This is a genomic window from Pseudomonas sp. HY7a-MNA-CIBAN-0227, from assembly GCF_040310325.1.
Taxonomy (GTDB): Bacteria; Pseudomonadota; Gammaproteobacteria; order Pseudomonadales; family Pseudomonadaceae; genus Aquipseudomonas.
In genome coordinates this window covers 1-26501 of sequence record NZ_JBEOPT010000020.1, presented here as the reverse complement: position 1 = coordinate 26501, position 26501 = coordinate 1, and the positions used below count along the sequence as shown (strand labels likewise).

Genomic DNA, 26501 nt, shown 5'->3' with positions numbered 1-26501 from the left:
GACCATCGGAAGCTAACTAAGGATTGGTGACATGCTTCGCTCGCCCTCCCCTCCTCTAAAGAGCAGCGGCAAGGCGGCCGGTTACCTTGTGATAATGGGTAGCGGGCTGCTGATGTCGGAAGTTGACGCGGCTTACCGCTTCGATGCCTCATTCCTTGAAATCGGCGGGGGTCAGGGCTCGGCACAAGTTATTCAACAAGTCGACGCCATGAGTTCGGGGCAACTACCGGGAACTTACCGCGTTGACGTTATTGTCAATGAGAAGCTCATTGACCGACGAGACCTGCAGTTCATCAAGGAAACCGTTGCGCAGCCATCAGCCACCGGACTTTTTCCGTGCTTTGACCTTGCCTTTCTTCAAGGGCAAGGCATAAAGGCAGAGCGCTTATCTACTGCGGAGTACACAAAGAATGGCTGCGTCCTGTTTACCGGTCCCATTGCCGACATCAGCTATCGCTATGACTTCAACCGCCAGCGGTTGAGCCTCGAGATCCCCCAGGCCTACATCGGCCCGCTACCTTTTGCGGTGCGCCGTCAACAGTGGAGTAACGGCGAACAAGTAGCCTTTACCAACTACAGTTTTTCCGGCAGCACGAGCCAATACCGTGGCTTGCAGCAGAACAATCAATTTGCCAGCCTACGCAGCGGCTTCAATACCGGTCCTTGGCGGCTGCGCAACTACTCTACGTGGCATAAAAGCACCGCAGCCCCGGGTAAGTGGCAGTCCCTCGAATCCTATGCCCAGCGGGACATGGGCAACTGGATGGCGATCGCTACGGTGGGGGAAACATCCACTGAAGGCGACCTATTCGAGTCCATTCCTTACAGGGGCGCGGAGATTGCTTCGGACCTGGACATGCTTCCCGAACAAAGTCGGGGTTTTGCCCCAGTCATACGCGGCATTGCCACGGGCCGCTCCCTCGTCACTATTCGCCAGCGCGGTTATGTCATCAACGAACAATGGGTGCCCTCTGGGCCCTTTGCGCTGACCAATCTTTATTCCACCGCCGGCAACGGCGATCTGGAGGTGACGGTCGAAGGACCCAGCGGTCAGCGCCAACAATTCATCCAATCCTTTTCATCGGTGCCTTACATGTTACGTGAGAGCCAGCAGAGCTATTCGATTGCGGTCGGCCAATACCGCCCAAGTGACGAGGACGCCGAAACGGCCAAGCCAGCGTTAGTACAGGCCACTTTGCGTAGGGGTTTGAGCGGCGGTAGCACCGTCTTTGGCGGGACTCAAATCAGCGAAAATTACACGTCCGGCCTGCTCGGGTTAGCTCATGATTTTGCGGGGGTGGGGGCTATATCTCTGGATGTCACCCACGCTCAAAGTGACAACATCGGGGGAGCCAAGGAGCACCTCTCAGGTCAGTCGTATCGGTTTCGCTATTCCAAATCCTTGTCGGCGACCAACACCAACTTCAGCCTCGTTGGGTATCGATATTCCACCAAGGGCTTTTATACATTCACCGAAGCACTCGATAGCCAGGTCAACTCCCGGTGGTATGACAGCGCTCAATACGGCCACACAAAAAGCAGTTTCAACGCCAGTGTGTCTCAGCAGTTCGGCACCATGGGAGGACTGTATGCCAACCTGTCGAAGTCCGATTACTGGAATGCCAGCCAAAGCAACACCTCCATTCAGGTTGGATACAACTTCAGCATCGGCCGTGTGGCCTACTCCCTCGGAGTGGCTCAGAGCGTGTCGCAAGACGCCACCAGCCGCAGCCTGTCGCTGAGCCTGAGCCTGCCGCTTGGCGCACCCGAAAGCGGCAAGCGTGTCTCAGTCAGCACCACCCAGGGTTCCCAAGGCACCGCAGTACGCTCGACCGCGCTCAGTGGCTCGACATATGAGAACAACGCGCTGTCCTACAGCGTCGGGGTCACCCAGCATGTGTCCCGGGACGACAATGTGACGGGTGGGTCCTTAGCCGCCCGCTATAACGCCGCCAACACTATCGTGCATAGCGCGATCAATCAGTCCGCTGATACCCGCCAACTGGAGTACGGTATTGAAGGCGGCGTGGTGGCGTACAAAAACAACCTGATGTTCACCCAGCCTCTGGGGGAGACCAATGTCATCGTCGCAACCCCAGGAGCCGCTGAGGTCGCCGTATTGAACAAAAGCGGTATTCGTACCAATGGCGTCGGCTACACAGTGGTTCCGTCGGCGCAGCCTTACCGCAAGAACCGCATCGCGCTGGACACCGCTTCGCTTTCCGACGACACCGATATCTCCAAGCTGGTGCAGGAAATAACACCTAATCGAGGGGCGTTTGCGCTCGCAAAATTTGATACGCGCATCGGTCGACGCGTACTTCTCACCGTGCTTGATCCGTCGGGCCAGCCGGCTCCGTTTGCCGCCGACGTCCAGTTGTTCGGGGGCGATGGCGAACGCCTGATCAGCGCCATGATGGCGGATAACGGCCGGGTCTATCTCACGGGTGTACCGCCGCGCTCCGAGCTGGTTCTCAAGGTCAACAATAATATCTGGTGCGCTCAAGCGCTTGAACTCCCTTCGACCGATCAGGGTGAGGCGTCGATCGTACAAATTACAATCAAGTGCACAGTCAAATCCAATGACATGACAATCGGCAAAGGAGTTCGTCATGACGAGTGAATGGCCACGCTCAAGCATCCGTGCGTCTAAAGCGATAGCCATGTATTACCGCTGGCAACGCGCACTGGTGATGGCCCTGTTCGCTGCCGCGACATTTGGCTTTATAGCTGCGCCCGCTCAGGCTCTGGTTAAGGGCAATCTCAATTGCGGCACCAAAACGATCCCTCGTTACACCTTCGAGGCAGGCCAGCAGGTCGAAATCAATATCAGTGGAAGTTGCACCGTGACGCGCAGGTTTCCGTACGGCGCCGCACTCAATCAACTGATCACCTTGACCAGTGGGTCCAGGCAACCGCGTTTTTCCATTATCAACAACTACACCGCCACTACGTTGCCGGAAGTGCCGTTAGGCTCCAACACGGGTGTTTGTCTGGGTGCGGGTTCGGTGTGTAAAGAAGCCAAGGTAGGCACTGTGCTGCCCTACAACTTGACGCTCAAGGGGACAGCGCCAGCTGCGGGCAACTACAACTTCTTTTTCCAGTTTGGTGTGACGTCTATTAACTGGATGGATTACGCAGAGTGGATATTCGAGTTGCCGATCATCTACACCGTGACAGCCCCGGCTTGTAGCTTGAGCTCCGTAAATTCGGCAACGCTGAACTTCGGCTCGCTCAGCAGCGCGGATTACGCGTCCGCTAAACAAACCGCGAATATCTCGGTGACCTGTCTGAGCGCGAAGACGGCGGACCTGGTGCTTACGTCTTCGCAAACTGTGTACAGCGCCGCTGCGGGCCTTTCCTATACCAGCTTGACCGGGCTGTTCCTGCAAGCCCAATGGGCCGATACCGCCTCCGCCGTTACGCTGAATGCCACACGGACGATGCAGCTTGCCAAGGGCAGCAATACGGTCGCTATCAGCTTCGTTCCATACGTCCTTACTCAGGCGTTCCCGACGGGCACCTTTCAAAATCAGTACACGCTGACCATCAATTATCGATAACCCCTGGAGATCTCGATTCATGATCAAGAATTACTTGCTGGCAGCGGTGGCCGCAGTCATCACCGTCCCGGCCCTTGCGGCCGACACCGTCAACATCAGCGTCAGCGGGACCTTGACGCGCCCTCCCTGCACAGTGACCTCTGGGACTAACTTGACGGTAAGCTTCAGCAGCGTTCGTACCGACCAGATCAGTAGCGCGCCGACGGTTTCGGTCCCGGTGAAAATGACCTGTCCTTCAGGGTCGTCGCTCAACATGAGTTTTGCCTCGACCAACGGAACGATCTCCGACACGGTGGCCAAAACGTCCATAACCAACCTGGGTGTCTCACTGCTGTATGTTTCCGACTCGAGTGCCGCCAATCTGGCGGGGGTAAAAAAGGCCTTTACTGGCCTGAGCGGCAGCGTCGATCTGAGTCTGAACGCCAAACTGGTCTCAACTGGCACTGTCGCCGTGGGCAGTTACTCTTCCGCCCTGGTCCTGACCATCGAGTACCTGTGAGGAGCGCCCCGTGAAAGCGACCGCTCGATCCTGGCGCGCTTGGTTTGATGTGGGTTCAATAGCGCTCATGCTGTGCCTGGCCGCTACGCCGGCACTGGCGGCAAGCTCCATGGGCTATGAACTGCAAATCAGCGGCAAGCTAGTCAAACCGCCGTGCACGCCGCAATTCCCGGGAACCATGCTGATCGATCTCGGACAGGTATCGCGCAATGACCTGAGCGCAAGTCGCGGTGCTACCACCGAGGTGCATTTGAGCTTCGAGTGCGCCATAGGCAGCCGCGTGATACTCAAACTATTACCAGGAAGTGGCCAGTTCGACACCCAGATACTGAGCACTAGCTTGCCGCAATTAGGTCTTCAGGTACTTTTGAGTAGTACTTCGCTGAACTTGGGCAACGTCACGCCGAGCCTCGACACGGCCTTGAGCATGCTCGCCACCGGCACTTCGATTGGCTTGACTCTGCGAGTCAAACCGCTCTTGTTGGGAGAAGAGTTGCCCGCACCGGGCGCGTTCACGGCAACGCTACTGATGGAAATGAGCTACCAGTGAGTCGTCAGAGAAACTGACCGGCCTTGATGCAATACGTCAGCAAGTCAAGATCGCTGGCCACTTCCAATTTACGCATGGCCGCCATCTTCTGTGCGCTCACGGTCTTGGCGCTTCGCTTGAGTTGAAGAGCAATGCTGCCGACACTGCTTCCAGCCACAAATAAACGCAGCACCTCGAGCTCTTTAGGGGACAGACTGGAAAAGCGCCCATCAATATCACTGATGTTCAAGGAACCCGAACTGGCGACCATATCAGGGCTCTGGGACTGACGATACGCGTTCAGCGCATCCAAAGCATGCTGGATCTCGTCCTGCAGCTGGCTCTTCTGCAAGACGGCAACTACACCCAGCTGATGAAGCCTTGAAAGAATCAGACTGCTGGATATCATCGTCAGTACCACTATCTGCGTCTTCGGAAACTGCCTGACCAGGTAGCTGATGAGCTTGAGTCCATCACCATAGGTTGCATCACCTGGCATGTTGAAATCGGTCAGTACCACGTCGGGTGCATGAGAGGTAAGTTCAGCCACCAACTGCGTTGAACTGGTGGCCTCGGCCACAACTTCGAAGCGCTGGTCTCTGGACATCAATTCGCGTACTCCAACCAACACGATTGGATGATCATCGGCTATTACAACTTTGATTTTACGCATGATGTAGTAATCACCCGAACACAGTTCATTCTTGAATAAGAGCACCGCGCAAAACGAGCAGGACCGAATACAGTCGCTCCAACAAGCTATGGACGGCAGGAATCGAGGTGGCACTCAAGGCCTCAGTGGAAAGTGCGACTTCCCACTCATTACAGGCTGCGGAAAGTGCCCGCGCACGCACCGAAGCAAACGAACCATTGAGGCGATGCAAGAGACTGACCAAGCCGGATGTATCCTCGTTATCAAGCGCCTTTTGCGCGTTATCCAGATCGGCCTGCAAAGTATCGACCAGCAACTGCTGCATGAGTACCGATAGCTTTATCCAGCCATCCAGGTCACCCGGCACCATCGAACAGGGTTGTTCCTGTCGCGTGGCAGCTGTGGCGGGCGGGCAATACCGGGCAAGGGTCTCGCGCAAAATTTTCAGGTTCAACGGTTTGACGAGCCAGGCATTCATGCCCACCGCAAGACAGCGCTCCCCTTCCTCTCTCATCGCGTTGGCAGTAACGGCGACGATGGGGATATCGACGTCACGCAAGCGTAATGCGCGAGCCAGTTCATAGCCATCCATTACCGGCATGTTCAAGTCAGTGATCACCAGATCGAACAGTTTCGGCGCCCACGCTTGCAGTGCCTGCTCACCCGTCTCTGCTGTTGTAACCTGGGCGCCGAGCGCTTGCAGCTGCTCACGCAGGAGACCTCTGTTGATGGGGTTATCCTCAGCGACAAGAACACGCAGTCCGACGTGGGGCAGCTCTTCAGCCTGCATGGGTATGAAGCTGTGGGTGGGATTGTGGCAGGCACGCTCCAGGGCGCGGGCAATACCTCTGATATCGTAGGCATTTACCGTCCATCCACTGCCGTCATTCTCGGGCTCGAGTGCACCCGCGAGGCTAGCGATGACGCGCTCGCCACGCCAATCGTCCAGGCCTGCTGAGCCGGGTAGCATGTCCAACAACACTTCCCCAGGATTACCACTGAACGAAGGTGGCAACGGCGATGCCCACGCCCTCCACCGGCCAAGCCAATCGACCAGCGACTGCTCCATTTCCTTGATCGGCGCCCGAACGTATACAGTTATACCCTGGAGGTCGATCTCACGGTTTCCAGCCAAATCACCTGTCGCTACCGGCAGCCGTATGTTCAAGGAAAAGCTGCTACCAAGACCTGGCTCACTGACTACCCTGAGGGTCGCCGACATCAATTGACTCAAGCGCATGCAGATCGATAGACCCAACCCTGCCCCTCCCGGGCTTTGAGCTTCCCCCAATTGCGAAAAAGGCTTGAATAGATCGGGAATTTTCTTGTGACTGATCCCTACACCAGTGTCCGATACCTGCCATTGCAACGACGCGTGTCCGTTGTCCTGATCGCTGACTTTAACCCGTAGTACAACGCGGCCGGAGTCGGTGAACTTGATAGCGTTGCTCAACAGGTTGTTGATGATTTGCCGGATGCGCCCAGGGTCACCTCGCATCAACGGCGGAAGACTGGCATCCACGAGGCCGTAGATTTGAAGACCTTTGTTGGTTGCAGAAGCGGCATAAGTACGTACTGCGTCTTCAAAGATATCCAACGGGCAGAACACGACTGACTCAACAGCCATCTGCCCGGATTCGATCTTGGAGACATCTAGCACGTCGCTGATCAACTGCAGCAACGCCGCCGAGGAGCGATGTATGGTTTGCAAGTACTCGCGTTGATCGGACTTCAAGTCGGTCAGTTCGAGCAACTCCAGATTGCCCAGCACCCCATACAAGGGCGTGCGAATTTCATGGCTCATGGTTGCCAGAAATAAAGTCTTGGCTTCGCTAGCCGCGTCAGCCGAGCGCTTAGCCTGCTCCATTAGATTGGCATCATCGACATGGCGTGTGACGTCGTTGAAACCGCACAACAGCACGTCTTCATCCTGATAGCGCGTCGATACGACGCAGACCAGCAAGTAACACCCATCTACTTCGATCTGCACTTCCCCGGGTGGCGCGTCACTGTAATCACGATTGATAACACTAACCAGCTGAGGAGTGATCGGCCATTGTTGAGCCCGCTGATTCTCTAGAAGTACTTGACCAGTGTTGCGCTGCAAGACACATAGCCCGACCGGGGCATTGTCCAGCATCACACGGTTGAAGGCATTACTCTCGGTCAGACGGCGGTTGGCGCGCTGCGCAGGTTCAACGACCCTGACACGATAAAGACGATTGACCCACCAGCCCAACAACAAAACGACGCTAAACACGCTTGCAGCCGTCAGCAAAGACCACCTAGCATAGCGGAAAAAATTATTGTAGCTGATGGTGTAGAGCCCGACCCAAGGCTCATTTCCCGTCGACATCAATTTGAATCGCAGGCCATAACGATCGAAACTGAGTCCGTCGGGTAATTGTGCATAGGACGAGTCAGCCCCAAGCAAGGTTTCCCCCACGGGGGAAATCAAAGTGAGGCGGCTGTTGATCGAGCTAACCAATTGATGGCCTGCGTCGTTGACCATTTGAACATTGAGCAAGGCAGCGAGAAACGCAAGCCCTTCATCCTTTCCTGAGGGCATAACGGAGCGAGGAAAGGCCACTCCACTGTACGCAACGATGGTCTTGCGTCCGGGAAACAAATCCTGGGGTGCACGCATCCAGCGCACCTGATTATCACTAAGTGCGTCACTCCTGGCTTTTAGGCTGTCGTAGAGGCGCCCGCTTACAGAGAAAAAGTTTTCCATGCCGAGCCGGGGTTGCCTGGGCGTGCTACCTATGCCGGGTATAGCGATATTGAACTGTGGGGTGGGTGAAAACATGAACAACTGTGGGGCGCCATAGTATGAACCCGACCAGTAAGCGGTGTAGTAATCGGTCAGTTGAACGCCCAACGAAAATGCGCCTTGCATCTGTGCCGATGAATATTGCACCCGCTGCGCCAACGTAAAGGGCAGCGACATCGCCAACCCTCGCACCTGATACAGCAATTCGTCGTCATGACGCATCAACTCGATCGTTGACATCGGTCGGATATCAGCCGCGATATTTTGATTAGTCTGGTTGTAAGCGATTGCCGCGTTTCGCAGGAAAACCTCATGTTCATGAATGCTTTCGACCAAACGCTCAAAATGCGATTCGACCTTATCCCGTTCCTCCTCCAGAACCCTATCACCTGCCCAGAAGCACATACCCAATAGCAGCAACGCAATGCCTACCACGAGCAAAAGGAGTTTATTCAGGCGTTGAAAACTCATCGCCAGAGCACCAAGACCCGAGTTTTCCGAGGTCATCTATACGAACTCACTTTGGGGCGACAAGCCCCAGTCGAAACAACACAAGACAGGCGCAAATACGGCACGTCACTGGCGGCTTTGCAAAGAGATAATAGCCTATCAGGTAAGTGTTGGCCCCATGCCATCAGCTTCCAGCATCTTCATAAAATCCACGCTTGCGACCGCCGCACTGATCAAATACCCCTGCACCTGATCACAGCGGATCTTGCGCAGGAAGGCCAACTCGGCGGGCGTCTCGACCCCCTCGGCAGTGACGACCAGCCCAAGCTTGTGGCATAAATCGACGATGCTCTGCAGGGCGCTGGCCTGACTGTCATTTTCGACACAGCCGTGGACCAGAGAGCGATCTATTTTTATTTCGTTGAAGGGGGTAGAGATCAGATTGAAATAAGAGCTATAGCCTTTGGCAAAGTCATCCTGGGCCAGGCCAAAACCCATCATGCGAAGGCGGCAGGCGCCCGCGTAGAAATTGCTCGGATCTTCGGTCGTCGAGCTTTCCATGAGTTCGAAGATAATCGAGCGAGGCTCGGCCTGCGCCGCCAACACCTTCTCCAACAGCCGGTCGGTAAAGTCATGGCTGTCCAGTAAATGAGTAGGCAAATTGACAGAAATGGGCACCTCATGCCCACGTCTACGCCAGAGGGATTGCGCCACAAGACTGTCTTCGAGCATCCGCCACAGCAGTTGCTCCTGTAACCTAAAATGGTTGATCGCATCCAGAAAGTCCCCCGGCGCCAGCAACCCGACCGTAGGGTGACGCCAACGGACAAGTGCCTCGGTTCCACATATTCGCCCGGTGCGCAGTGATTTCTTTGGCTGAAACCAGGCTTGTATCTGGCCGCTCTCCATGGCCCGCACCAACAACTGCCGATCCTGCTGTACCACCCGATCCGCAGGAGGAGCCGCGCTGTAAAGTTCATCCAGGCGATCGCGTAGCTGTCTGACCGCAGACAACTCCACCGGTTTTGAGATAAGCCCTATCACCGTCAGGCCTGAACTTTCTGCGGCCAACCCAGCGCTGATCAACATTCGCCGCGAAGCGGTACTCATCAATGCCAGTGCCGGTTTTTTCGGCAATGCAGCGATCTTCTGAATCAGTTGGACACCGTCCATGTCGGGCATGAAAAGGTCGCTGACCACCAAGTCATAATCCTTCTTTTGCAAGCAGCGAAGTGCCTCCGAACCACCCCACACGGTGTTGACGCTCAAACCGCCCACCTCGGAAAAGACGTGGTACAGATACTCGTGCTGGAAGGGATGATCTTCGACGATCATTACGTTATAGACCTTCAAACTTCACTCCGCCGATAGGGCTGCAAACAGCTGTACAAAGTGCGCAAGGTGAAAGGTTTGACCAGACAATAATTCATGCCTACCGCCAGCCAACGCTCGTTTTCATCACGAATTGCATTGGCTGTAGCCCCAATGACCGGAACTGAACATCCCAGCTCGCGCAGTTTGGCGCAGAGCTCATACCCATTCATGTGTGGCATATTCAAATCGCTCAGAATCAGATCAAACTGCGAGACACGCCATGCTTCAAGTGCCGCCAGACCATCATTAGCCAACTCGACCGTGCACCCGAGTTCTTCAAGCTGGTCGCGCAGTATTAACTGGTTAATGAGGTTATCCTCCACTACGAGTACGCGCATCCCAAGGTTGAACGTCACTTGGGTTGACGCCTGGGGCAGCTCCTGCTCCCCCAGTTGGCCTTGAGCCTCGCTGACAGCACGGTGCAGGGCCGAAAGCCGGTTGATGTTGACCATGCGATGAGGGTGATCGATATGATGCGCATCGTGCTCATCGCTCGCCGCTATCACCAGCGGGCCAGTCCATTGCGGTCTGAGCTGTTTTTCCACTCGCCCCGGATGCAGTTCGACCAGTACCGAGCCGGCGTGATGCTCATAGGCAGCCGAAGCACAGATCTGCGCGCGCGCGCCCCAGCGACGCAACCAGCCGCAGACGCTTTCCGCCAATTCGCGAACCGGCGACACCACATACACGACGTCGGCACACAGCTCACCGAAGAATACATCGCCTTTCATTTCGCTTAATTGCTCAAGCGCCAGACACAAGGTGAAGCTGCTACCTAGGCCCGGCTCGCTGACGACGCGCATGGTGCCGTTCATCAAATGCATGAGGCGCTTGCAAATCGAAAGCCCCAGGCCGGCTCCGGTTACCACATTGGTATTGCCATCACCCTGGTAGAACGGCTCGAAAAGATGCTGCTGATCCTCATGAGAAATACCTTTTCCAGTATCCGCAACCTGCCAGTGAAGCATGGCGCGTTCGTCGTCGCGGCTGTCCAGCTTCACGCGTAAAGTAATCCGACCGCTACAGGTAAACTTCAAAGCGTTATTGAGTAAGTTGTTGAGTATCTGCCGAATGCGTGCGACATCCCCTTTTACCCAGTCCGGCAGCTGCGGGTCGATACAGGCGAAAAGTTGCAGCCCTTTACCATGCGCGGCACCGGCGTAGCTTTGAATCACATCCTCGATCAATTGAAGCGGCGAGAAACGTACCAACTCCAATGACAATTGCCCGGCCTCGATCCTCGATACATCCAGCACATCGCAAATCAAGTGCAACAGATTGGCGGATGAGCCCTCTATGGCGCTGAGATAATTGGTTTGTTGGGTGCTGAGTTGCGTACGGGCCAATAACTCCAAGGTCCCAAGCACCCCATAAAGCGGAGTGCGGATCTCGTGACTCATCGTCGCCAGGAACAGTGTCTTTGCCTGGTTAGCGGCATCGGCCAGCTGTCGAGCCTGTTCGAGCGTGACCTCTGTCTGTTTACGCGTACTGATATCGCTGAACGCGCAGATAAGAACGTCCTCGCGCTTGTAGCGTGTGGCAGCGAAGCTCAGGCTAAGGTGGCGCCCATCGCTCATCTGCAGTTCGTCAGTGTTATTTTTTTCCAAGTCGCTGAAGGCTCTGTGTATCCAGCCATGGCACAAGTCCTTGCGCTCGTTCCCAGGCCCTAACAATTGTTGCGACAGCTGGTTTTCGAGCACCACTTCGCCGTCCTGACGGCGCAGGACGCACAACGCGATAGGCGCGATCTGAATGACCGCGCGGCTGAATGCCTCACTTTCCACCAAGGCTTCTATGCGGTGACCGGCGGGAATAATAAGCCTGCGATCAATCCGAATGACCAGCAGCCCCATCAGCCAGGTGACGCTTATGCAGATAAACAAACAAATGAGCAAGGGTCCGAGCAGAGGCGGCAGCAACGTCGTGAGTTCCGTCGCGTAAACTATCCGCCAATCCGAATAACCAAGTTGTTTAATAATGGCAAGTTGACGGGGAAACCACGTACCGCCCACCAGGCCAAACGCTCGCCCGCTGGATAGTTGCTTCAAAGAGCGAGGCATCGCAAGGCCAGCAGCGCTGGAATAGAGAACTTGGTTACTGGCATCCAGCAGAAGGAAATCTCCCGCATTCTCATGGTGCAGCGCGTTGACCAAGTCCTGTTTTTCAACCTCCAGGCCGAGCCAGCCGGACGCTGGATCGCGATCATCGAGACGTGAAAATATATAGAGGGGAGCGTCCAGACTTTGTTGATCCGTGACCCATACGTCTTGGCTTTGCTCACTTCTGGCCAGCAGGTTCAGCACTGGGCGAGAAAGCACCGAGGGCTTTTCAGCAATATTGTCAGTATCGAACAATCGAATGACTTTCGCTTGGGCACTGGCTGAAACGTACAGCAAATTGATTTTTTCGGTGCCCATATAAGAAAGCAATCGGCGCGTAAGCCATAGGCTCCACGTATTGCTATCTCGTTCACCTAGGATAATGTGGGCTTCCTCTCCCTGGATTTCATTGGCGTTTGCGAGCGGCTGTGTAATGTTGCGCACCGCCGCGAGCCCAACGCTTTTAAGTAGTGTCTGGCGAGTGATGAAGAAATTCTGAGCATCAGAGATCGCGTCGTTCATGTTGCTGCGACGTGAAGAAATCTCCTCATCGAGCGACGCATGAAGGTAGCTGTAGGCCCCCGCATACGTGCCAAACACCAAAGCCAACGCGAACATATGGAGGAGTTTTCGCGCAGCTTTTGGCGTGGAGAAAGAGGAGTCGAGCGGACGAATGAACGGGCTGTGTTTCATCTGTCAACCTTAATAGAATGCGGCTTTAAAGATAATCAGACGATCCTTAAAAGCCGCATCCGGGAAACGCACAATCAACACCCGCGTCTATTTCAGTCGACTCGCCAACGACGTCATGGCCGAATATACCCCTCGGTGCCAGGACCTTTTTGGGTCGAATAGAGAAAGCGGAAACTTTCGTACGCTAAGCTCTCTGCCTATCAAGTAGAGGTCCTAGAGGTGGACGCCGCAGCGTCAAAAAATGCAGAAACAAACACCCTACACCGACTAGGGACCAGCAATCGTCCTGACCACTATGGATGGCTTAGCGTACAAAAATTTCCGTCCTCTGCAACTATCGCAAGCACATCGAGATATGAGGAATTTACTGGAAAGAAAATAAAGGGCTCAATGAGCCTGGCGACCAAATCCGTAATATCTGGAACACTTAATGATCATTTATATAACTAAAACGGCGCCAGCGCGAGAGCCAACTAACGCACTCTTTCACCACCACAACACAGCAATCACCAAAACAGCAATTTATACGCGACGCAAACTATTCCCTGCATGAATTGGCACTATCAAAATTTTGAATAGCCCTGTTTTTCCTACGCTAGGTACAATCTGTAATGCCCCCCTTCTCACTTCATCCCTTTGGTTGTCTCGCGGCCTCTGGGCGCATCGATTTCGAGACGACGATTAAACAATCATAGATAGATAATCATCCAACGGATCGCACATGAACGCCTTATGCAAGTTGCCATGACCCCTGACCAACGATTTGCCCGACACGTCCGTTTTGCCATTTTGATATTGACCGGCCTATTCGTCTATTTCCTGGTAGCAGACCTCTATATGCCGCTCACACCACAGGCGCAATTAACTCGCTCCGTTGTGCGGATTGCACCTCAAGTGTCTGGCCAAGTGATAGAAGTGACAGTGGTCAATAATCAGCATGTCAAGGCTGGGCAGTTGCTGTTCCGGCTGGATCCCCGGCCTTTTGCTTTGAAGGTCAAGGAAGCGCAGTTGATGATCGAGCGCGCGCGACAGGATTACTCAGAGCGCGATGCAAATCTCGGCGCAGCGCAGGCCGACTGGTCAGCAGCAAAGGCTAAAGCTCAGGAGTTATCGACTCAGGCGGGGCGCATTCGAACCTTGCATGACAAAAACTTCGTCTCCACTCAACTGCGGGATCAGATCAACGCCAACCTGATTATTGCCCAGGCGCAAGTACGGGCTGCGTCCAGCACCATTGATGAGATCAAGGCACGCAGAGGTGGCCCTGGCGACGACAATGTGCACCTCCGGCAGGCGCATAACGCGCTGGAACAGGTCCGTCTGCAACTGGAATACAGCGAAGTCCGGGCTGAACGTGCCGGTGTGGTTGGCAATCTTCAGCTCAGTCCCGGGGCGTACCTCCAGGCAGGCGCATCCGTCATGGCACTGGTGGAAGATAATGCCGATGTCACTGCCGACTTCAGAGAAAAGGCGTTGCGCTATGCGCAGCCAGGCACAACCGCCTCAGTGGTGTTCGATGCCCGGCCAGGGGAAATTTTTGCTGCGAAAGTCAGCAACCTGGAGTCGGGGGTGAAAGAAGGTCAGATCGACGCAAACGGCGATCTGGCCGCCCCCCTGCAATCGGATCGCTGGGTAAGGGATGCGCAGCGCCAACGCATCCACCTAGTGTTCAATACCGAACTTCCGCCCTCGTTACCCTCTGGAGCGAAGGCAACCGTGCAGCTCTTTTCCAGCGACAATGTTGTGGCGCGCTTGATGGGTGCGCTGCAAATCCGCCTCGTCAGCATCATCCATTATGTCTACTGAGACTGGCACCCCCCATCGGCTGAGCGAAAACGACCTGCGTCAATGCCTGCGCATTGCCGGCGGTGGTACGCTGGGGCTGTTGATTTGCAAGATTTTCAATCTGGAATACGGCGCTTTTTTTTGCGTCTATCCGATGTTGATCCTTGGCCTAGTTCCGACCTTGAATGCCCATCTGGTCCGCCAGTTCCTGGCACAGGGCGTGGTGGTCAGCGTGGAGGTCGGAGTGCTTTATGGGCTGTTCGGTGGTCGACCGGTGTTGGCGGTGCCCATCGTGTTCCTGTTGTTTCTATACCGCTTTGCGCTGATGGCCAAAGGGCCACTGTTTTTCTTCAGCGCTCTGAGCGCGGTGTTTCTCTCGATTCTGCTGCATTTTTCCAGCTATCCGCAAACTGATGTCATCGATCTGCTCTGGTGCAATGGCGCGGCGATCTGGCTCTCTGCGGCGATCGCCGGCCTGATGTTTTACCTGTTTCCAGATGCAGCTCCCCGCAGCCCCAGGCAACCGATAGAAAAAGACCTGCCCAGCCAGCGCCATGAAGCCCTGCTTGGCGCAACGGTCGCTACCTCGTCGTTTGTCGCCTTTCAATGCCTGGACTTGAAAGATTCATTGTCCGCGCAAGTGGCGAGCATCCTGATCCTGTTTCCCATGCACTGGAAAGGCGCGCATTTCGCCGGACGGATTCGTGCAATAGGCACGCTTATGGGATGTGCCGTGGGCTTTATCATGCAGTTGTTGCTCTACAATCATCATGACATTTTACCCTTGGTTTTAGTGATGTTCTGGGTGGCCTTGATGGTCTGCGCCCGCTGGCATTCCATGGAAAAAGGGCTTCCGGGAATAGGCTTTGGCGCCATCACCACACTAGCCATTCTATTTGGGCAATACCTGACGCCCTCCCATGACATCATGTTCGATATCTTTTATAGATTTGCCTCTGTGTCGATCTCGGTAATCCTGACTCTGACGCTTGTTTTTCTAATCCATGGATTTCTCAATCGATTCGCCGTGACTCGACACATGAGCCATTGATCTCGCCACCACTTAAACGTTTAACGCTTCGCGCTGCACCTCATGCACCTCATGCGGACTGGCCTTGCCCCTGCTCAACTGAGTTTTTTGATCACGAGCCGAGTGCAATTGGGGTTGGAGTAGGAAGTGCCCAAGCGCGGGAGCCAGGACGAGCGCATCAACCATGTGCGTCGCCAGCCGCAGCTCCCCCGCACGGACTCCCGTCAAAAATAGCAACCGGAGGCCAAGCTGGACCTGCAGCTTGCCGGGATATTTACATAACATTTTGAGCATGGCCGGCGCTCAGGCATGCGCAGGAATGGATTGTGGCGTACGGGTAGTTGAGGCAGCGCGACGACATTCAGATCGAACGCCGGATTCAGCAGTAACCCAGCAGCGATGACCAATGCGTAACAGAACAGCTGCTGGAAGCAAGTCCGGGCCTTCTCAGGGAGGGAATAACGTCTTTGGCAAAGATGGACTTAAAAGTCGTGGCTGTCAGTGGTTTCCAGTGGAAACCGCTGGAACGCAATGTTTGGAGCGGGAAACGGGACTAGAATCTAACCTCTAACTTTTTGATTTAAAAAGGTTTTACTTGTGAATCTCCCCAGATTCTTTAGACACCTTGCAAGCTCATTGCGTAACGCTTTTCAAACTCTACCGGTGACAGCTGATTGTTGAAACCATGGCGGCGTTTTACGTTGTAGAACATCTCGATGTAATCGAACACATCGCTACGAGCATCTTGCCGCGTTGTGTAGATTTTCCGCTTGATCCGTTCCCGCTTTAGAAGCTGGAAAAAACTCTCGGCTATGGCGTTGTCATGACAGTTGCCTCGGCGACTCATGCTGGCAACCAAATTATTCGCCTTCAAAAAACTACGCCAATCGGTGCTGCTGCCTTGGTCGGAGTGAACCATCACCTCCTGTTTCGGTTTACGCCCCCAAACCGCCATCAATAGCGCATCAATGGCCAAGTCACTGGTCATCTGCGACTTCATTGACCAGCCAACAACCTGGCGAGAAAACAAGTCCAGCACCACAGCCAAATACAACCAGCCTTCATACGTGCGAATGTAGGTGATGTCTGTAACACAAACTTTATTGGGCTCCACGACATCGAACTGGCGCTTCAGTAAATTGGGTGAGGCGACTGCGGGCTTACCTCCGTACTTTCCTGGACGTCGTCGATACCCTGTCTGAGAGCGCAGACCTTCAAGACGCATCAACCTGGCGACCCGATGCCGACCACAATCCTCACCGACTTCACGCAGATCGTCATGGATTTTGCGATAACCATAAACGCCACCGCTCTCCATCCATGAATGTTTGATCAGTCCCAACAGGCGTTGGTCGTCTTTAGCGCGCGCAGATTGCGGCTTAGACAGCCAGGCGTAGTAACCACTGGGATGGATTGCGAGCGTCAGGCAAAGCCGTCGAATGGAATAGTCGGCGGCCTGCTGCTTGATAAAAGCGTACTTCAACCGCATTCCTTGGCAAAGTACGCGGCGGCCTTTTTTAAGATATCTCGCTCTTCTGTGACCCGTTTGAGTTCAGCGCGCAGACGACGCAGTTCAGCCTGCTGATCATCGTCCTGCTGTCGTTCTTCCTGAGGCTTGCTGTAGCGCTTTACCCACGCATAAAGGCTGTGAGTCGATACGCCGAGGCGTGCGGCCACATCAGCGACAGGTAGTTTCTTTTCGGTCACTTGATTGACCGCTTGGATTTTTAATTCTTCGGGATAACGCGGGTTGCTCATGGCACCTCCTAATTGGCCTCAGTTTAAGGCATGGAGGTGTCTACGAAACCCGGGGCGATTCAATGGGGCTGGACTTCCCCATATGGGCACTCGCTCAATCAGAGCAGTGATGCGCAAATACCTGACCGGATTATGGCCGTATATGCGATAGAGAAAAGAGTTTGATACAGCCAAGCTTTTAGCGAAAAAAACCTCGCCAAAGCTTGACCTTGAACAGAGTATCTACTGGGTCAGTTTCGGTCAGCTGCAACACCTACCCTACAAGCGAGCTTGCTCGCGATGGAGTCACACCAGCCACCTCAAAACCCCGGAATAACCCCTCTCTCTACCAATCGCTTCAACGCCTGAATCACAACCTCCTCATTGTTCACCACCTCGGTAAATCCCGCCCGCCGAATCTTGTTCATGTCCCCGATCATATCGAACTCGGTATTGAAGATGAAATCGCCGAACGGCCAACCCACCAGTTTGTTGAACGGCAAGGTTTCCAAGTCATGGGTCTTCGCCAGGCGCTCCCAGTCTTTGGCTTTACCGGGCATGTGTTTGGCCAGTGAGAACGGCTGCGGTGTGGCGACGGCCATGCCCAGCGCTTCGGCGACTTTGCTCCAAATCCGCTCCCAGCGGAACGGTTCGCCCACCAGATTGAACGCTTCATTGCAGGCCGTCGGGGCCAGGGCGGCCCAGAGGCTGGCGCGGGCGAGCCAGTGAGCGTCGGTGAATTGCGCGATCACTTCACGATAAGTGCGCATCGAGCCCGGGAAGCGCAGCGGTATGCCAGCATCTTTACTCAGAGCAGCGAACACGCCGATCACCATGGCGATGTTCATCGGGTTGCCGGCGATGTCGCCCACCACAACGTCCGGCCGCAGAATACTCCACTCCAGGCCTTCGCGAGCCTGGCGTTCGCGCAGCAGATCTTCCTGAGCGTAGTAGAAGTTTGGCGCAATATGGCGCGGGTCGTCCTCATAAAACGGCGCGACACAGGCCCCCAGATGTACGCCATACGCTTTCAAACCCTGGTAATGTACGACCCGTTTGAGCGGCGCACCGACCGCTTTCAAGCCGTCGAGTACATTACCCAGCAGGACGGCATTGATCTCGGATTCGCGCGCCAGGTCCGAGTCGGGTTGCAGGGCCGCGTAGAATACGTGGGTGGTATCGGATGCAGCAGCCAGCGCACGCTGGGTTGCCTGGGCATCACTTAAGTCGCAATCGACGGTTTCAACGCCGGGCACGGATGTTTTGCGTAATGCCCGAACCGTCCAGTCTGGCGCACTGACGAGTGCTTCCACCAGTGCACTGCCGATGATGCCGCTTGATCCAACTACGAGTGCTACATGTTTCATGACGCGTACCTCACTAAATGGTTGACGAGGTAAAGTTATCATCGGAATAGCGACAGCAATAGGCTATAGTTATTGAATCTTTCGGTCCTTTTGGTTGTTAATTAAATGCTCGACTCCATCGACGAATTGCGGCTCTTCACGGCAATATTTGAAGAAGCCTCCATTCGCGCAGCGTCTGAACTCCTGGGGATTACTGCCGCTGGCGGTAGCAAGCGCCTGCTGGCTCTGGAAGATCGTGTTGGCCGACGGTTGTTCAACCGCACCACCCGAAAACTTAGCCCGACCAGCGATGGGCAGAAGCTTTATCAACATGCGCAAATCATTCTCACCAGTGTGCAAGAGGCCGAACGGGGCTTGTTCGATGACACCGAAATCACCGGGCGTTTGCGTATTACCGTGGCCGCGACATTTGCCCAGAATTACTTGTCAAAAGTGATCAGCAGTTACCTCAGCCTTTACCCTAAGGTGATCGTTGAGCTCGATCCGACTGACCGGACGGTAGATTTGGTGGCCGAAGGGGTCGACCTCGCGATTCGGCACAGCGTCATGGCCGACTCGACGCTGATCGCCCAGCGAATTGCCTCCTCGCGACGGCTGGTCTGCGCCGCGCCGGTGTATTGGGAACAGCACGGCATGCCCGCGTCCCCCAAGGATCTGGCGGACTGCGACGGGCTGATCATCGGCAAGGACAATCGCTGGACCCTGGCACGAGTTGGCCAGAAGCAAACCGTCAAGATCCGCCGCCGCTTCGAGTCGAGCATGGGTGAAGTGGTGCGGCAGATGGCGCTCGATGGCCATGGTGTCGCGCTGCTCGCCGACTGGAGTGTCGACGATGACCTGCACTCCGGAAAGCTGGTGGAGGCCTTTACCGATTGGAGCGTTGAGCCGCCTACCGGTATTTACGCGGTGTACCCCTCCCGCGAGAACATTGCACCGCGGGTGAGCAGTTTTGTTACGCATTTGAAGGAGTGGGTGGCGTTGCATCCGGTGGGCTAAGTTTAGAGCCAGACATGAAGTGTCTGGGCTGACGCTATCGCGAGCAAGCGCTCCCTCCCTCCCACAGGGGGTTGGCAACGAGTCCATCTTAATGCAGAAAAAACAAGGCGACTTCAGATTATTCGTCTGCGCGGGCCTTCGTACGGCGAAGCTCGCGAGAAGCTGGCCGCTGCGTCAAAGCTCGGGCATTTAGTTCGAGAGCAGGCTGATGGCTAGCATCTTTGCCGACGATTCGACACTGACGCTGCACTTCTGGATCGGCTGCTGCACTACGCTCATATCGTGCAGGTCAGCGGCCAGAGTTACCGGCTGAAGGGCCAGCTGAAATCGGGCCAGATCGTCTCCCGAGAAACGGCCTCGCCCCCGGTGGGTCAGTTTTCAACCGATGCTGACAGTTCTGCTCACCAGGAAAGTATCGTGCCCTTGATCAGGCTCCGAACGGTGACTGCCTCTCCAACCTTGAAAATCGAAACTGGATCGAGCTTTTTTACACACTCGGGGCCAGAAGCGATCGTTCGTCACTGCTGGTCATGTATCCAATATCGAACGTCGTAGCTATTGCGGAGCATCACCCAAGTCATCCCAGTATGGCGGTGTGCCAATCGCATCAAGAAAATAGTCCCATACCACTCGTACCTTCTGGGACCTAAGCCGATTCTCTGGCGATATCAGATGTATCTGGCTTGGTGATTGCTCCACCGACCCCTCCCAATCGGGTAAAAGTCGAATGAGCTGCTTCTTCAAGAAGCTGTCTCTGCTGAACATCCACGAAGGAAAAAATATGATTCCCCTGCCTGCGAGCGCCGCTTCCACCAGAACCTGCCCATTGTTGCTTCGCAACGGACCATGGACCTCGATGATCTGCACTTTGTCGCTTCCTGGTTGCCGAAAATACCAGCGCTGTGCCCCTCCAGTTCCTTTGTAAACCAGACAAGCATGGTTCTGAAGATCCTGTGGCGAGCTGGGTTTTCCGTACCGCCCTAGATACTCTGGGCTCGCGCAGAGCGCATACTTCTGGTCACAAATTTTCCGCCCAACTAACCCCGAGTCCTCTAGATGGCCAACCCGAAATATGATGTCTGCACCTTCCTGAACAGGATCAATAAAGGCATCAGTGACGGTTAGCTCCACGGTCAACTCCAGGTACTTTTCATACAGACCATTCAAGAGTTTCACGATGTGTAAACTGCCGAGCGCGACAGGGGCGTTAATCCGCACGAGACCACGAATCTCTTCTCCCTTGCCAGTGACTTCCTCATCTGCCGCGGCCAACAATTCCAGCACTTCTCGAATCTGCACGTAATACCGCTCACCCGCATCGGTCAACTTTACAGCGCGCGTATTTCGATAAAGTAACTGCTGGCCAACCTCCCGCTCCAGGGCTGCAATGAAGCGTGACACCGAGGATGCTGGAACACGGAAGTGGCGCGCTGTCGCAGAGAAGCTGCCGGTTACAGCGACCATCGTAAAATATCGGTGCGCTTTGAGATGCATTGGAAACCTCCGCCAGCGGGTCTGCTGAAATTATAAGGATATAGTAATGAGGGGCCGCTCTCCTTCATCAAGCACGACCGAACCCGGCAAGCTACAGATCGGACGATAGCTATTAAAGCAATAACATCTTTCTTTCCACTCTGATCATTTCAGTTATAGCAACCATCGATCAAGTTGCGCCAGTTGCTGCATACACTCTACTCATTCAGATCAGGCACAGTAGATCTCCATTTGCATGAGGCATGGCAAAGCAGCCGCACCGAATGTCAGTCGCGGCTGCCTATACTCAGGGCTAGAAACTAGCCGGGCGCTAGTAACTCAACCTTGATGGGGTGCGTAATCGATATAGCCTTGCGCCCCGCCACCGTAAAAGGTTTCGCGGTTCGCCTCGGCCAGGGGCCATTTGTTCTTCAGACGCTCCACCAGATCAGGGTTGCTGATGTAGGGAGTACCAAATGCGGCAAGATCAATAACACCGTCATTGATCAGCTCTTCTGCACGTGCACGCGTCATGCCGCCAGCCAGAATGACCGCTGTATTAGGCAGTTTCGACTTCATGGTCGACAGAAGATTGATAAACGTCTCTTTCGGGTCGCCACCGCCACCTTCAGTCCCAGGGGCAGGGGCAGGGTATCCGGACTGATCCATGATATGAACGTACGCCAGTTGGCGAGCGCCTATCTGAGCAGTAAGCTCGGTGTAGGTTTCATCGATTTCGTCATACAAGGGCATATCAAAGAGCTGCCCATAGGGCGAAATGCGTATTCCAACACGGCTTGCCCCAATTTTGGCAACCACCGCGTCAATGACTTCCAGGGTGAACCGAATACGATCTGCCAACGCACCAGCGGAATACTGATCTGTACGGTCATTGACCAATGGATTCATGAACTGCTCGAACAAGTAACCGTTGGCACCATGAATTTCTACACCATCAAAGCCCGCCTGGACCGCATTTTCGGCCGCTTGCGCGAACTCACAGACGATTCGAGTGATTTCCTCGGTAGTTAGCTGACGGGGAGCAGGAGGCTCTAGCAGCGCCGGAAATCCATCGGCGTCGTATCCATAAGCTGTCGCGCCAACTGGCTGCTTTGTCGTGGCGCTCACAGGTAGTTTCCCACCTTCCTGGATGGAAGGATGCGAGACGCGACCAACGTGCCAAATTTGCGCGAATATCTTGCCACCAACGGAATGGATCGAATTGGTGGTGAGGCGCCATCCAGCGATTTGCTCGGCGGTGAAGATGCCGGGATTGAAGAGAAAGCCCTGGCCCTCACGGGATATCGGAGTTCCCTCGCTGACGATCAAGCCTGCGGTCGCGCGTTGCATGTAGTAGAGGGCAACACGCTCATCGGCTGCATCATTAGGTGCGCGAGAGCGAGTGAGCGGCGCCATGACTACACGATTTTTGAGCGTGGCGTCGCCCAAACGGAATTCTTCAAAGAGTTTCGACATTGGAATGTCCAGAGTTTATTGGATGGAATGATGATTAGCTACGAGGCATACAGGTGATGCCGGGCGCCTTGAACTAACGGGCCCTATCAGCTAACGCAGGCCGGATGCCCGAAAGCTGCCGCTACGCCTTCAACTAATGACCTATGGAATCTCATACAGATCTGATGAATCCCTAAGGTGTTTTGATATTATCTTGATGTTTTTTTAGCCACAACCCACACAAAATACAAATCACTATTGCTTTTTTAGCAACGCATGGAGACGTGAGGAGTGTCGGCTAGCTTGCGCCTAGCGCTGTACCCGAGCCTCCTCCGGCGCCGAAAAAAGGGGACCCAGAGAGCGGCAAGACCAAGCGCTTTGGTTTACTATTCCACTTGGACGTCAGGCGCGCGCCCTGCACATCATATGGCAGAGCACGACCTTATCAGCCCGAAGCAACACGTGCGGCTTATTAGTCGACACCGTAATCAAGTCAACACCCTAAGGGCTTATTCATGCCGATACGCATCGTCCTCGCCGATGACCATCCTATTTTCCTCATTGGACTACGGACCATCTTGAGCCAGAACAAGGCACTTGAAATCATCGGTGAAGCTTCCTCTCCCGATCAGTTGATGACCTTTCTCGCAAGCAATCACTGCGACGTACTGATCACTGACTTCTTGATGCCCGCAGATGAGCAGAATGACGGTCTGAGGTTGATTGAACGCATACGGCGCGACTACCCACAGCTACCGGTGATTGTGGTGACGATGCTGCAGAACCCCGCCATTTTTTCTTCGATTATCAATCTCGGCGTCAAGGGCTTGGTGAGCAAGATCAGCCTTTCCCATGAGCTTCCCGCCGCGATCAAATCCGCTTGTGCGGGCAAGCTCTACGTTGCCGACTCAGTCGCCAAGTCGATTGAAGTGGTCAATGGCGTGGGTGATGACCGCCTGCTACCCATCGAAAAGCTCTCTCCCCGCGAACTGGAAGTTGTACGGCTGCTGGCTTCAGGATTGACCTCAAGAGAAGTGTCCGAGCGGCTTAACCGCAGCAAGCAAACCATCAGTGCGCAAAAAGTAAGTTCCATGCGCAAACTGGGCATCAAGAACGATGCCGCCTTTTTCACTTATGTTCAGGCACATGGCTTGCAGTCATGATGCCCGTCAGCAGGAATGGTTGAGTGCACAACCTTCCTAATGACCACCCGGGTAAGAACTGATAGATACCTGACTGACAAATGCCTCCATTGCAAGCGGCCGACTGAACAAGTATCCCTGGAAAAAGTCGACCTGCCTGCGCTGCAGAAACTCGAACTGTTCCTGGGTTTCAACGCCCTCAGCCACCACTTTCAGATCCACTTTCTGCGAAAGTTCCAGAATACACTCCAAGATATGAATAGAGAGTGCATCCTTGCCAATCATCGACACAAAACTTTTGTCGATCTTTAGATAGTCGACATGAAACTTTCTTAGATAATCAAGACTGGAATGTCCGGTTCCAAAGTCATCCAGGGCGACTTGAACACCCATCAAATCAAGTCGATGGAACAACTGGCGAGTGGTTTCATCAGGCTCTATCAACTCTCTCTCAGTGATCTCCAGGACTAGAACAATCGAATCAGGTGGAAAGGCCAAAAGAAACTTCTGACAAGCCTCGACCAGATCAAAATCATGACAATGGCTGGAGCTTATATTGAAGCCTATATGAAATCCCCTGGGCAATTTTGATGTATGAGGCGCCAGCGCCTGCGCCACTTGCAGCATGATGGAGCGTGTCATGGGGATAATAAGACCCGAATGCTCAGCATAAGGAATAAACAGATCAGGGCGCACCAGGCCATCAACAGGATGCTGCCAGCGCATTAACACTTCCACGCCTATCCAATGGCCCGAGGGATCAACCAGGGGCTGTACAAAAGGAATGAATTCCCCAGCCTCCAGCGCTCTTTTCAGTTCACGGGACGGCGGGACCTGTCGTCCCAGCACCTTATAGCCTATCCCGCCCGCGATAACGCCCAGCACCAGGAACAGTGCAGCCATTTCCCGATAGGTATTCATTAAATAATGCCAGGTTGCGCCTTCATCATAGCCAGCCGTGACACTAAAACCGTAGCTCTCGGAGACTTCCTCCCGCTGAACGGAAGCATAATGAGGCGGCGACACGTCATGAACGCGCCCGTCAGGAGACATCCAGACGGCCCCAACCTTGAGTGTCAGCCCATTGTTTCTATCGGCACTCCTGAGCACATCACTCAGGTGGCGCCCATCAATAGCCGCGAGGGCTGCCCTGTCCTCCGTGCCTGCCCTATAAATAAGCAGTGCCGTGTCGGGCGTTACATCATTGCCGGGCAAAAGCCAAAGCTGTTCATGGGTGTAGTTTTCCGGGGTATCGACTTCTGCGCTATCTCCCTGCAACGAACTGCAGTACATGATCCCGTTCACCGTCAAACCCGTCGACCTCACGAAGGGTCGGCGAGTCGTCTGCTCACGCAACAAAAGCTGAGCGCTGGCGCAGGACGAGCCTGCCAGGTCCAGGAGACTGTTCGCCGCGCCTTGCGCACTGTTGAGCATCGGCTCAAGTTGCCGAACAGCCTCATGAGCAGACCGTGCCGCGCGATCTTCCAACGCGCGCTCGGCCTGAACGTACAGTGCCAAGCCCCCAACTAAAATCGGCGCTATTGCGATAACCATGGAAATCCCAATGTTCATCGTAACTTTTTTTGAGCGGTTTTTCGTTAGAGGCATTACTACGACCTTTACTCAAGAGATCCACAATGGTTTTACGATTGCAGGGTGAGCTTAGCGCACCGATTCGCGCCTTACTCGTTATTTAAAATTGGCGTCAAAAATCAAACCGCTTTATCGGTCGATAACGAGAACGATCGTGACCCGTTTCAAATCTATATCTCATGCTTAAGCCGTCAACTCATGAAAGCTTTGGGACTTGTCCTAAAACGTCCACAAAACAAAAACACTACATCCCCCCAAATAAACATCCCCGGCGCCTCCTACACAGGAGACGCATTTTAGGACTTGTCCAAAGGCAAAACTTTTTGCTGAGTGGCATCGTCGCCTCCGCTGCCACCCGCTGCCACCCGCTGCCACCCGCTGCCACCCGCTTACACCAGTAGAACCAAAACAAGCCGGGCGCTGGTGACAGCTAGTTAACGCTAGGACATCAATTATCCAGAGAAAACCCATGACCAATCCTGTCAGCATCGCCGTAGTCGAAGGTAAAACCATTACCCAGACACTCACCTTGCCATCCGCCAAGAACGCGGCGCCGTTAAAACTAAAAGCGCTCAAGGATGGCAAGTTCATTCTGGCCGAAGGCGACAATGGCCTGGCGCCTCAAAACTTCACCGTGCGCCGTGTGGGCAAAGACCTGCACCTGAACCTCGAGGGCACCGACCCCGAGCAGCCGCAGGTGATCATCGAAGGTTTCTACGATCAACAAGGCACCCTGGTCGGCATGGGCGCGGATGGCGCGTACTACCCCTATACCGCCGTTGACGCAGCACACGACCACGATATCGCCTTCCTGCAAGAAGGCGTCACTGCGCCGCAAGTGCTTGGCAGCCAAGCGCTGGAAGGCTTTGGTCAGGGGCTGATCGACGCCTCGGGTAATAGCTGGTCAACCCTGGGCATGATTGGCCTGGGCCTGGGGCTTGCCGGAGCGGCTATCGCCTTGGCGAGTGGCGGTGGCGGTGGCAGTCGTAAAAGTGCGCCTGCCGCGCCAGTGGAAACGATCGACCCCAAGCCCACCAACCTGGTGGTCAACCCGATCGGCGATAAAGTCTTTGGTGACAACACCACCATCACCGGCACCGTTACGGGTGCTAACGGTGGCACCGTCACCATTTCCAACAATGGGAAAGTGATTGGTACGGCCATCGTTGGCGACGACGGCAAATGGGAACTGGAGCTTGTAGGCGACAATGCACTGGAAAGTGGCACCCAGAACATCACCGCAACCGTCTCCAGCAAAGCGGGTATCACCGCTGAAGCAGCAGATCCGGTC

At 54.7% G+C, this 26501-nt stretch carries 18 protein-coding genes and 2 pseudogenes; 10 read left to right on the top strand and 10 right to left on the bottom strand.

Features of this window, described 5'->3' with window-relative positions:
• The first annotated feature begins 31 nt into the window (after positions 1–31).
• Genes AAEZ06_RS24295 through AAEZ06_RS24280 form a run of 4 tightly spaced genes read left to right on the top strand, consistent with a single transcriptional unit; the run spans position 32 to position 4612 of the window.
• The gene (locus AAEZ06_RS24295; RefSeq protein ID WP_350616616.1) at positions 32–2623 is read left to right on the top strand and encodes a fimbria/pilus outer membrane usher protein; all 2592 of its coding nucleotides are present in this window, start codon (positions 32–34) and stop codon (positions 2621–2623) included.
• On the top strand, positions 2613–3563 hold the full coding sequence (locus AAEZ06_RS24290; protein ID WP_350616614.1) for a fimbrial protein: 951 nt from the start codon (positions 2613–2615) through the stop codon (positions 3561–3563). The genes AAEZ06_RS24295 and AAEZ06_RS24290 overlap by 11 nt, the downstream gene beginning before the upstream one ends.
• A 19-nt stretch (positions 3564–3582) precedes the next feature.
• The gene (locus tag AAEZ06_RS24285) at positions 3583–4062 is read left to right on the top strand and encodes a fimbrial protein (RefSeq protein ID WP_178114468.1); all 480 of its coding nucleotides are present in this window, start codon (positions 3583–3585) and stop codon (positions 4060–4062) included.
• A 10-nt stretch (positions 4063–4072) separates the two neighbouring features.
• On the top strand, positions 4073–4612 hold the full coding sequence (locus tag AAEZ06_RS24280) for a fimbrial protein (RefSeq protein WP_350616612.1): 540 nt from the start codon (positions 4073–4075) through the stop codon (positions 4610–4612).
• A 4-nt stretch (positions 4613–4616) separates the two neighbouring features.
• Here the strand turns inward: AAEZ06_RS24280 and AAEZ06_RS24275 are convergent, their stop codons facing one another.
• From AAEZ06_RS24275 to AAEZ06_RS24260, 4 genes are all read right to left on the bottom strand, one after another.
• On the bottom strand, positions 4617–5264 hold the full coding sequence (locus AAEZ06_RS24275; RefSeq protein WP_149413299.1) for a response regulator: 648 nt from the start codon (positions 5262–5264) through the stop codon (positions 4617–4619).
• 25 nt (positions 5265–5289) lie between these two features.
• Entirely contained in the window at positions 5290–8523 is a 3234-nt protein-coding gene (locus AAEZ06_RS24270; RefSeq protein WP_350616610.1) for a hybrid sensor histidine kinase/response regulator, read from the bottom strand.
• A 102-nt stretch (positions 8524–8625) separates the two neighbouring features.
• A complete protein-coding gene (gene pvrR / locus AAEZ06_RS24265) occupies positions 8626–9819 on the bottom strand; it encodes a response regulator cyclic di-GMP phosphodiesterase PvrR (RefSeq protein WP_149413301.1) in 1194 nt (397 codons plus the stop codon).
• On the bottom strand, positions 9816–12632 hold the full coding sequence (locus AAEZ06_RS24260) for an ATP-binding protein (protein WP_350616607.1): 2817 nt from the start codon (positions 12630–12632) through the stop codon (positions 9816–9818). The genes pvrR and AAEZ06_RS24260 overlap by 4 nt, the downstream gene beginning before the upstream one ends.
• 744 nt (positions 12633–13376) lie before the next feature.
• Here AAEZ06_RS24260 and AAEZ06_RS24255 point away from each other — a divergent pair.
• On the top strand, positions 13377–14438 hold the full coding sequence (locus AAEZ06_RS24255; RefSeq protein ID WP_149413312.1) for an HlyD family secretion protein: 1062 nt from the start codon (positions 13377–13379) through the stop codon (positions 14436–14438).
• Positions 14428–15468 (top strand): DUF2955 domain-containing protein, encoded by a 1041-nt coding sequence (locus AAEZ06_RS24250; RefSeq protein ID WP_149413313.1) that lies wholly within the window; start codon positions 14428–14430, stop codon positions 15466–15468. The genes AAEZ06_RS24255 and AAEZ06_RS24250 overlap by 11 nt, the downstream gene beginning before the upstream one ends.
• 171 nt (positions 15469–15639) lie before the next feature.
• Here AAEZ06_RS24250 and AAEZ06_RS24245 read toward each other — a convergent pair.
• From AAEZ06_RS24245 to AAEZ06_RS24235, 3 genes and pseudogenes are all read right to left on the bottom strand, one after another.
• Positions 15640–15917 (bottom strand): annotated as a pseudogene (locus tag AAEZ06_RS24245) (tyrosine-type recombinase/integrase); the annotation flags it as partial.
• A gap of 146 nt (positions 15918–16063) precedes the next feature.
• Positions 16064–17205 (bottom strand): IS3 family transposase gene (locus AAEZ06_RS24240; protein ID WP_350616605.1). Its coding sequence is split into 2 segments (ribosomal slippage): positions 16064–16971 and positions 16971–17205, totalling 1143 coding nucleotides; the frame shifts between segments, so codons are not numbered across the junction.
• A gap of 299 nt (positions 17206–17504) precedes the next feature.
• On the bottom strand, positions 17505–18551 hold the full coding sequence (locus AAEZ06_RS24235) for an SDR family oxidoreductase (protein ID WP_350616603.1): 1047 nt from the start codon (positions 18549–18551) through the stop codon (positions 17505–17507).
• Between the two features lie 105 nt (positions 18552–18656).
• Between AAEZ06_RS24235 and AAEZ06_RS24230 the strand changes: the two genes are divergently transcribed.
• Positions 18657–19547, top strand: a complete 891-nt coding sequence (locus AAEZ06_RS24230; RefSeq protein WP_350616602.1) for a LysR family transcriptional regulator — start codon at positions 18657–18659, stop codon at positions 19545–19547.
• A 211-nt stretch (positions 19548–19758) separates the two neighbouring features.
• A pseudogene (locus AAEZ06_RS24225) lies at positions 19759–19880 on the top strand (ATP-binding protein); the annotation flags it as partial.
• A 222-nt stretch (positions 19881–20102) separates the two neighbouring features.
• Here the strand turns inward: AAEZ06_RS24225 and AAEZ06_RS24220 are convergent.
• Both AAEZ06_RS24220 and AAEZ06_RS24215 read right to left on the bottom strand, forming a co-directional pair.
• Complete coding sequence (locus AAEZ06_RS24220; protein ID WP_350616600.1) at positions 20103–21041, bottom strand: LysR family transcriptional regulator; 939 nt, start codon at positions 21039–21041, stop codon at positions 20103–20105.
• A gap of 318 nt (positions 21042–21359) precedes the next feature.
• Entirely contained in the window at positions 21360–22496 is a 1137-nt protein-coding gene (locus AAEZ06_RS24215) for an alkene reductase (RefSeq protein WP_350616598.1), read from the bottom strand.
• 494 nt (positions 22497–22990) lie between these two features.
• On the opposite strand from AAEZ06_RS24215, the gene AAEZ06_RS24210 reads away from it, so the two are divergent.
• Positions 22991–23638, top strand: a complete 648-nt coding sequence (locus tag AAEZ06_RS24210; protein ID WP_350616596.1) for a response regulator — start codon at positions 22991–22993, stop codon at positions 23636–23638.
• A gap of 36 nt (positions 23639–23674) precedes the next feature.
• On the opposite strand, the gene AAEZ06_RS24205 is transcribed toward AAEZ06_RS24210, so the two are convergent.
• Positions 23675–25225: an EAL domain-containing protein gene (locus AAEZ06_RS24205; RefSeq protein ID WP_350616594.1), complete on the bottom strand. Its 1551-nt coding sequence runs from the start codon at positions 25223–25225 to the stop codon at positions 23675–23677.
• A 454-nt stretch (positions 25226–25679) separates the two neighbouring features.
• Between AAEZ06_RS24205 and AAEZ06_RS24200 the strand changes: the two genes are divergently transcribed.
• Positions 25680–26501, top strand: an 822-nt coding sequence (locus tag AAEZ06_RS24200; RefSeq protein ID WP_350616592.1) for a hypothetical protein, incomplete at its 3' end; no start/stop codon positions are given.

Excerpts from the sequence above, each read along its gene's own strand:
- AAEZ06_RS24215 (WP_350616598.1), bottom strand. The coding sequence starts at position 22,496 with ATGTCGAAACTCTTTGAAGAATTCCGTTTGGGCGACGCCACGCTCAAA.
- AAEZ06_RS24210 (WP_350616596.1), top strand. The coding sequence starts at position 22,991 with ATGCCGATACGCATCGTCCTCGCCGATGACCATCCTATTTTCCTCATT.
- AAEZ06_RS24220 (WP_350616600.1), bottom strand. The coding sequence starts at position 21,041 with ATGCATCTCAAAGCGCACCGATATTTTACGATGGTCGCTGTAACCGGC.
- AAEZ06_RS24205 (WP_350616594.1), bottom strand. The coding sequence starts at position 25,225 with ATGCCTCTAACGAAAAACCGCTCAAAAAAAGTTACGATGAACATTGGG.
- AAEZ06_RS24285 (WP_178114468.1), top strand. The coding sequence starts at position 3,583 with ATGATCAAGAATTACTTGCTGGCAGCGGTGGCCGCAGTCATCACCGTC.
- AAEZ06_RS24270 (WP_350616610.1), bottom strand. The coding sequence starts at position 8,523 with ATGACCTCGGAAAACTCGGGTCTTGGTGCTCTGGCGATGAGTTTTCAA.
- AAEZ06_RS24230 (WP_350616602.1), top strand. The coding sequence starts at position 18,657 with ATGCTCGACTCCATCGACGAATTGCGGCTCTTCACGGCAATATTTGAA.
- AAEZ06_RS24295 (WP_350616616.1), top strand. The coding sequence starts at position 32 with ATGCTTCGCTCGCCCTCCCCTCCTCTAAAGAGCAGCGGCAAGGCGGCC.
- AAEZ06_RS24235 (WP_350616603.1), bottom strand. The coding sequence starts at position 18,551 with ATGAAACATGTAGCACTCGTAGTTGGATCAAGCGGCATCATCGGCAGT.
- AAEZ06_RS24290 (WP_350616614.1), top strand. The coding sequence starts at position 2,613 with ATGACGAGTGAATGGCCACGCTCAAGCATCCGTGCGTCTAAAGCGATA.
- AAEZ06_RS24250 (WP_149413313.1), top strand. The coding sequence starts at position 14,428 with ATGTCTACTGAGACTGGCACCCCCCATCGGCTGAGCGAAAACGACCTG.
- AAEZ06_RS24255 (WP_149413312.1), top strand. The coding sequence starts at position 13,377 with ATGACCCCTGACCAACGATTTGCCCGACACGTCCGTTTTGCCATTTTG.
- AAEZ06_RS24275 (WP_149413299.1), bottom strand. The coding sequence starts at position 5,264 with ATGCGTAAAATCAAAGTTGTAATAGCCGATGATCATCCAATCGTGTTG.
- AAEZ06_RS24260 (WP_350616607.1), bottom strand. The coding sequence starts at position 12,632 with ATGAAACACAGCCCGTTCATTCGTCCGCTCGACTCCTCTTTCTCCACG.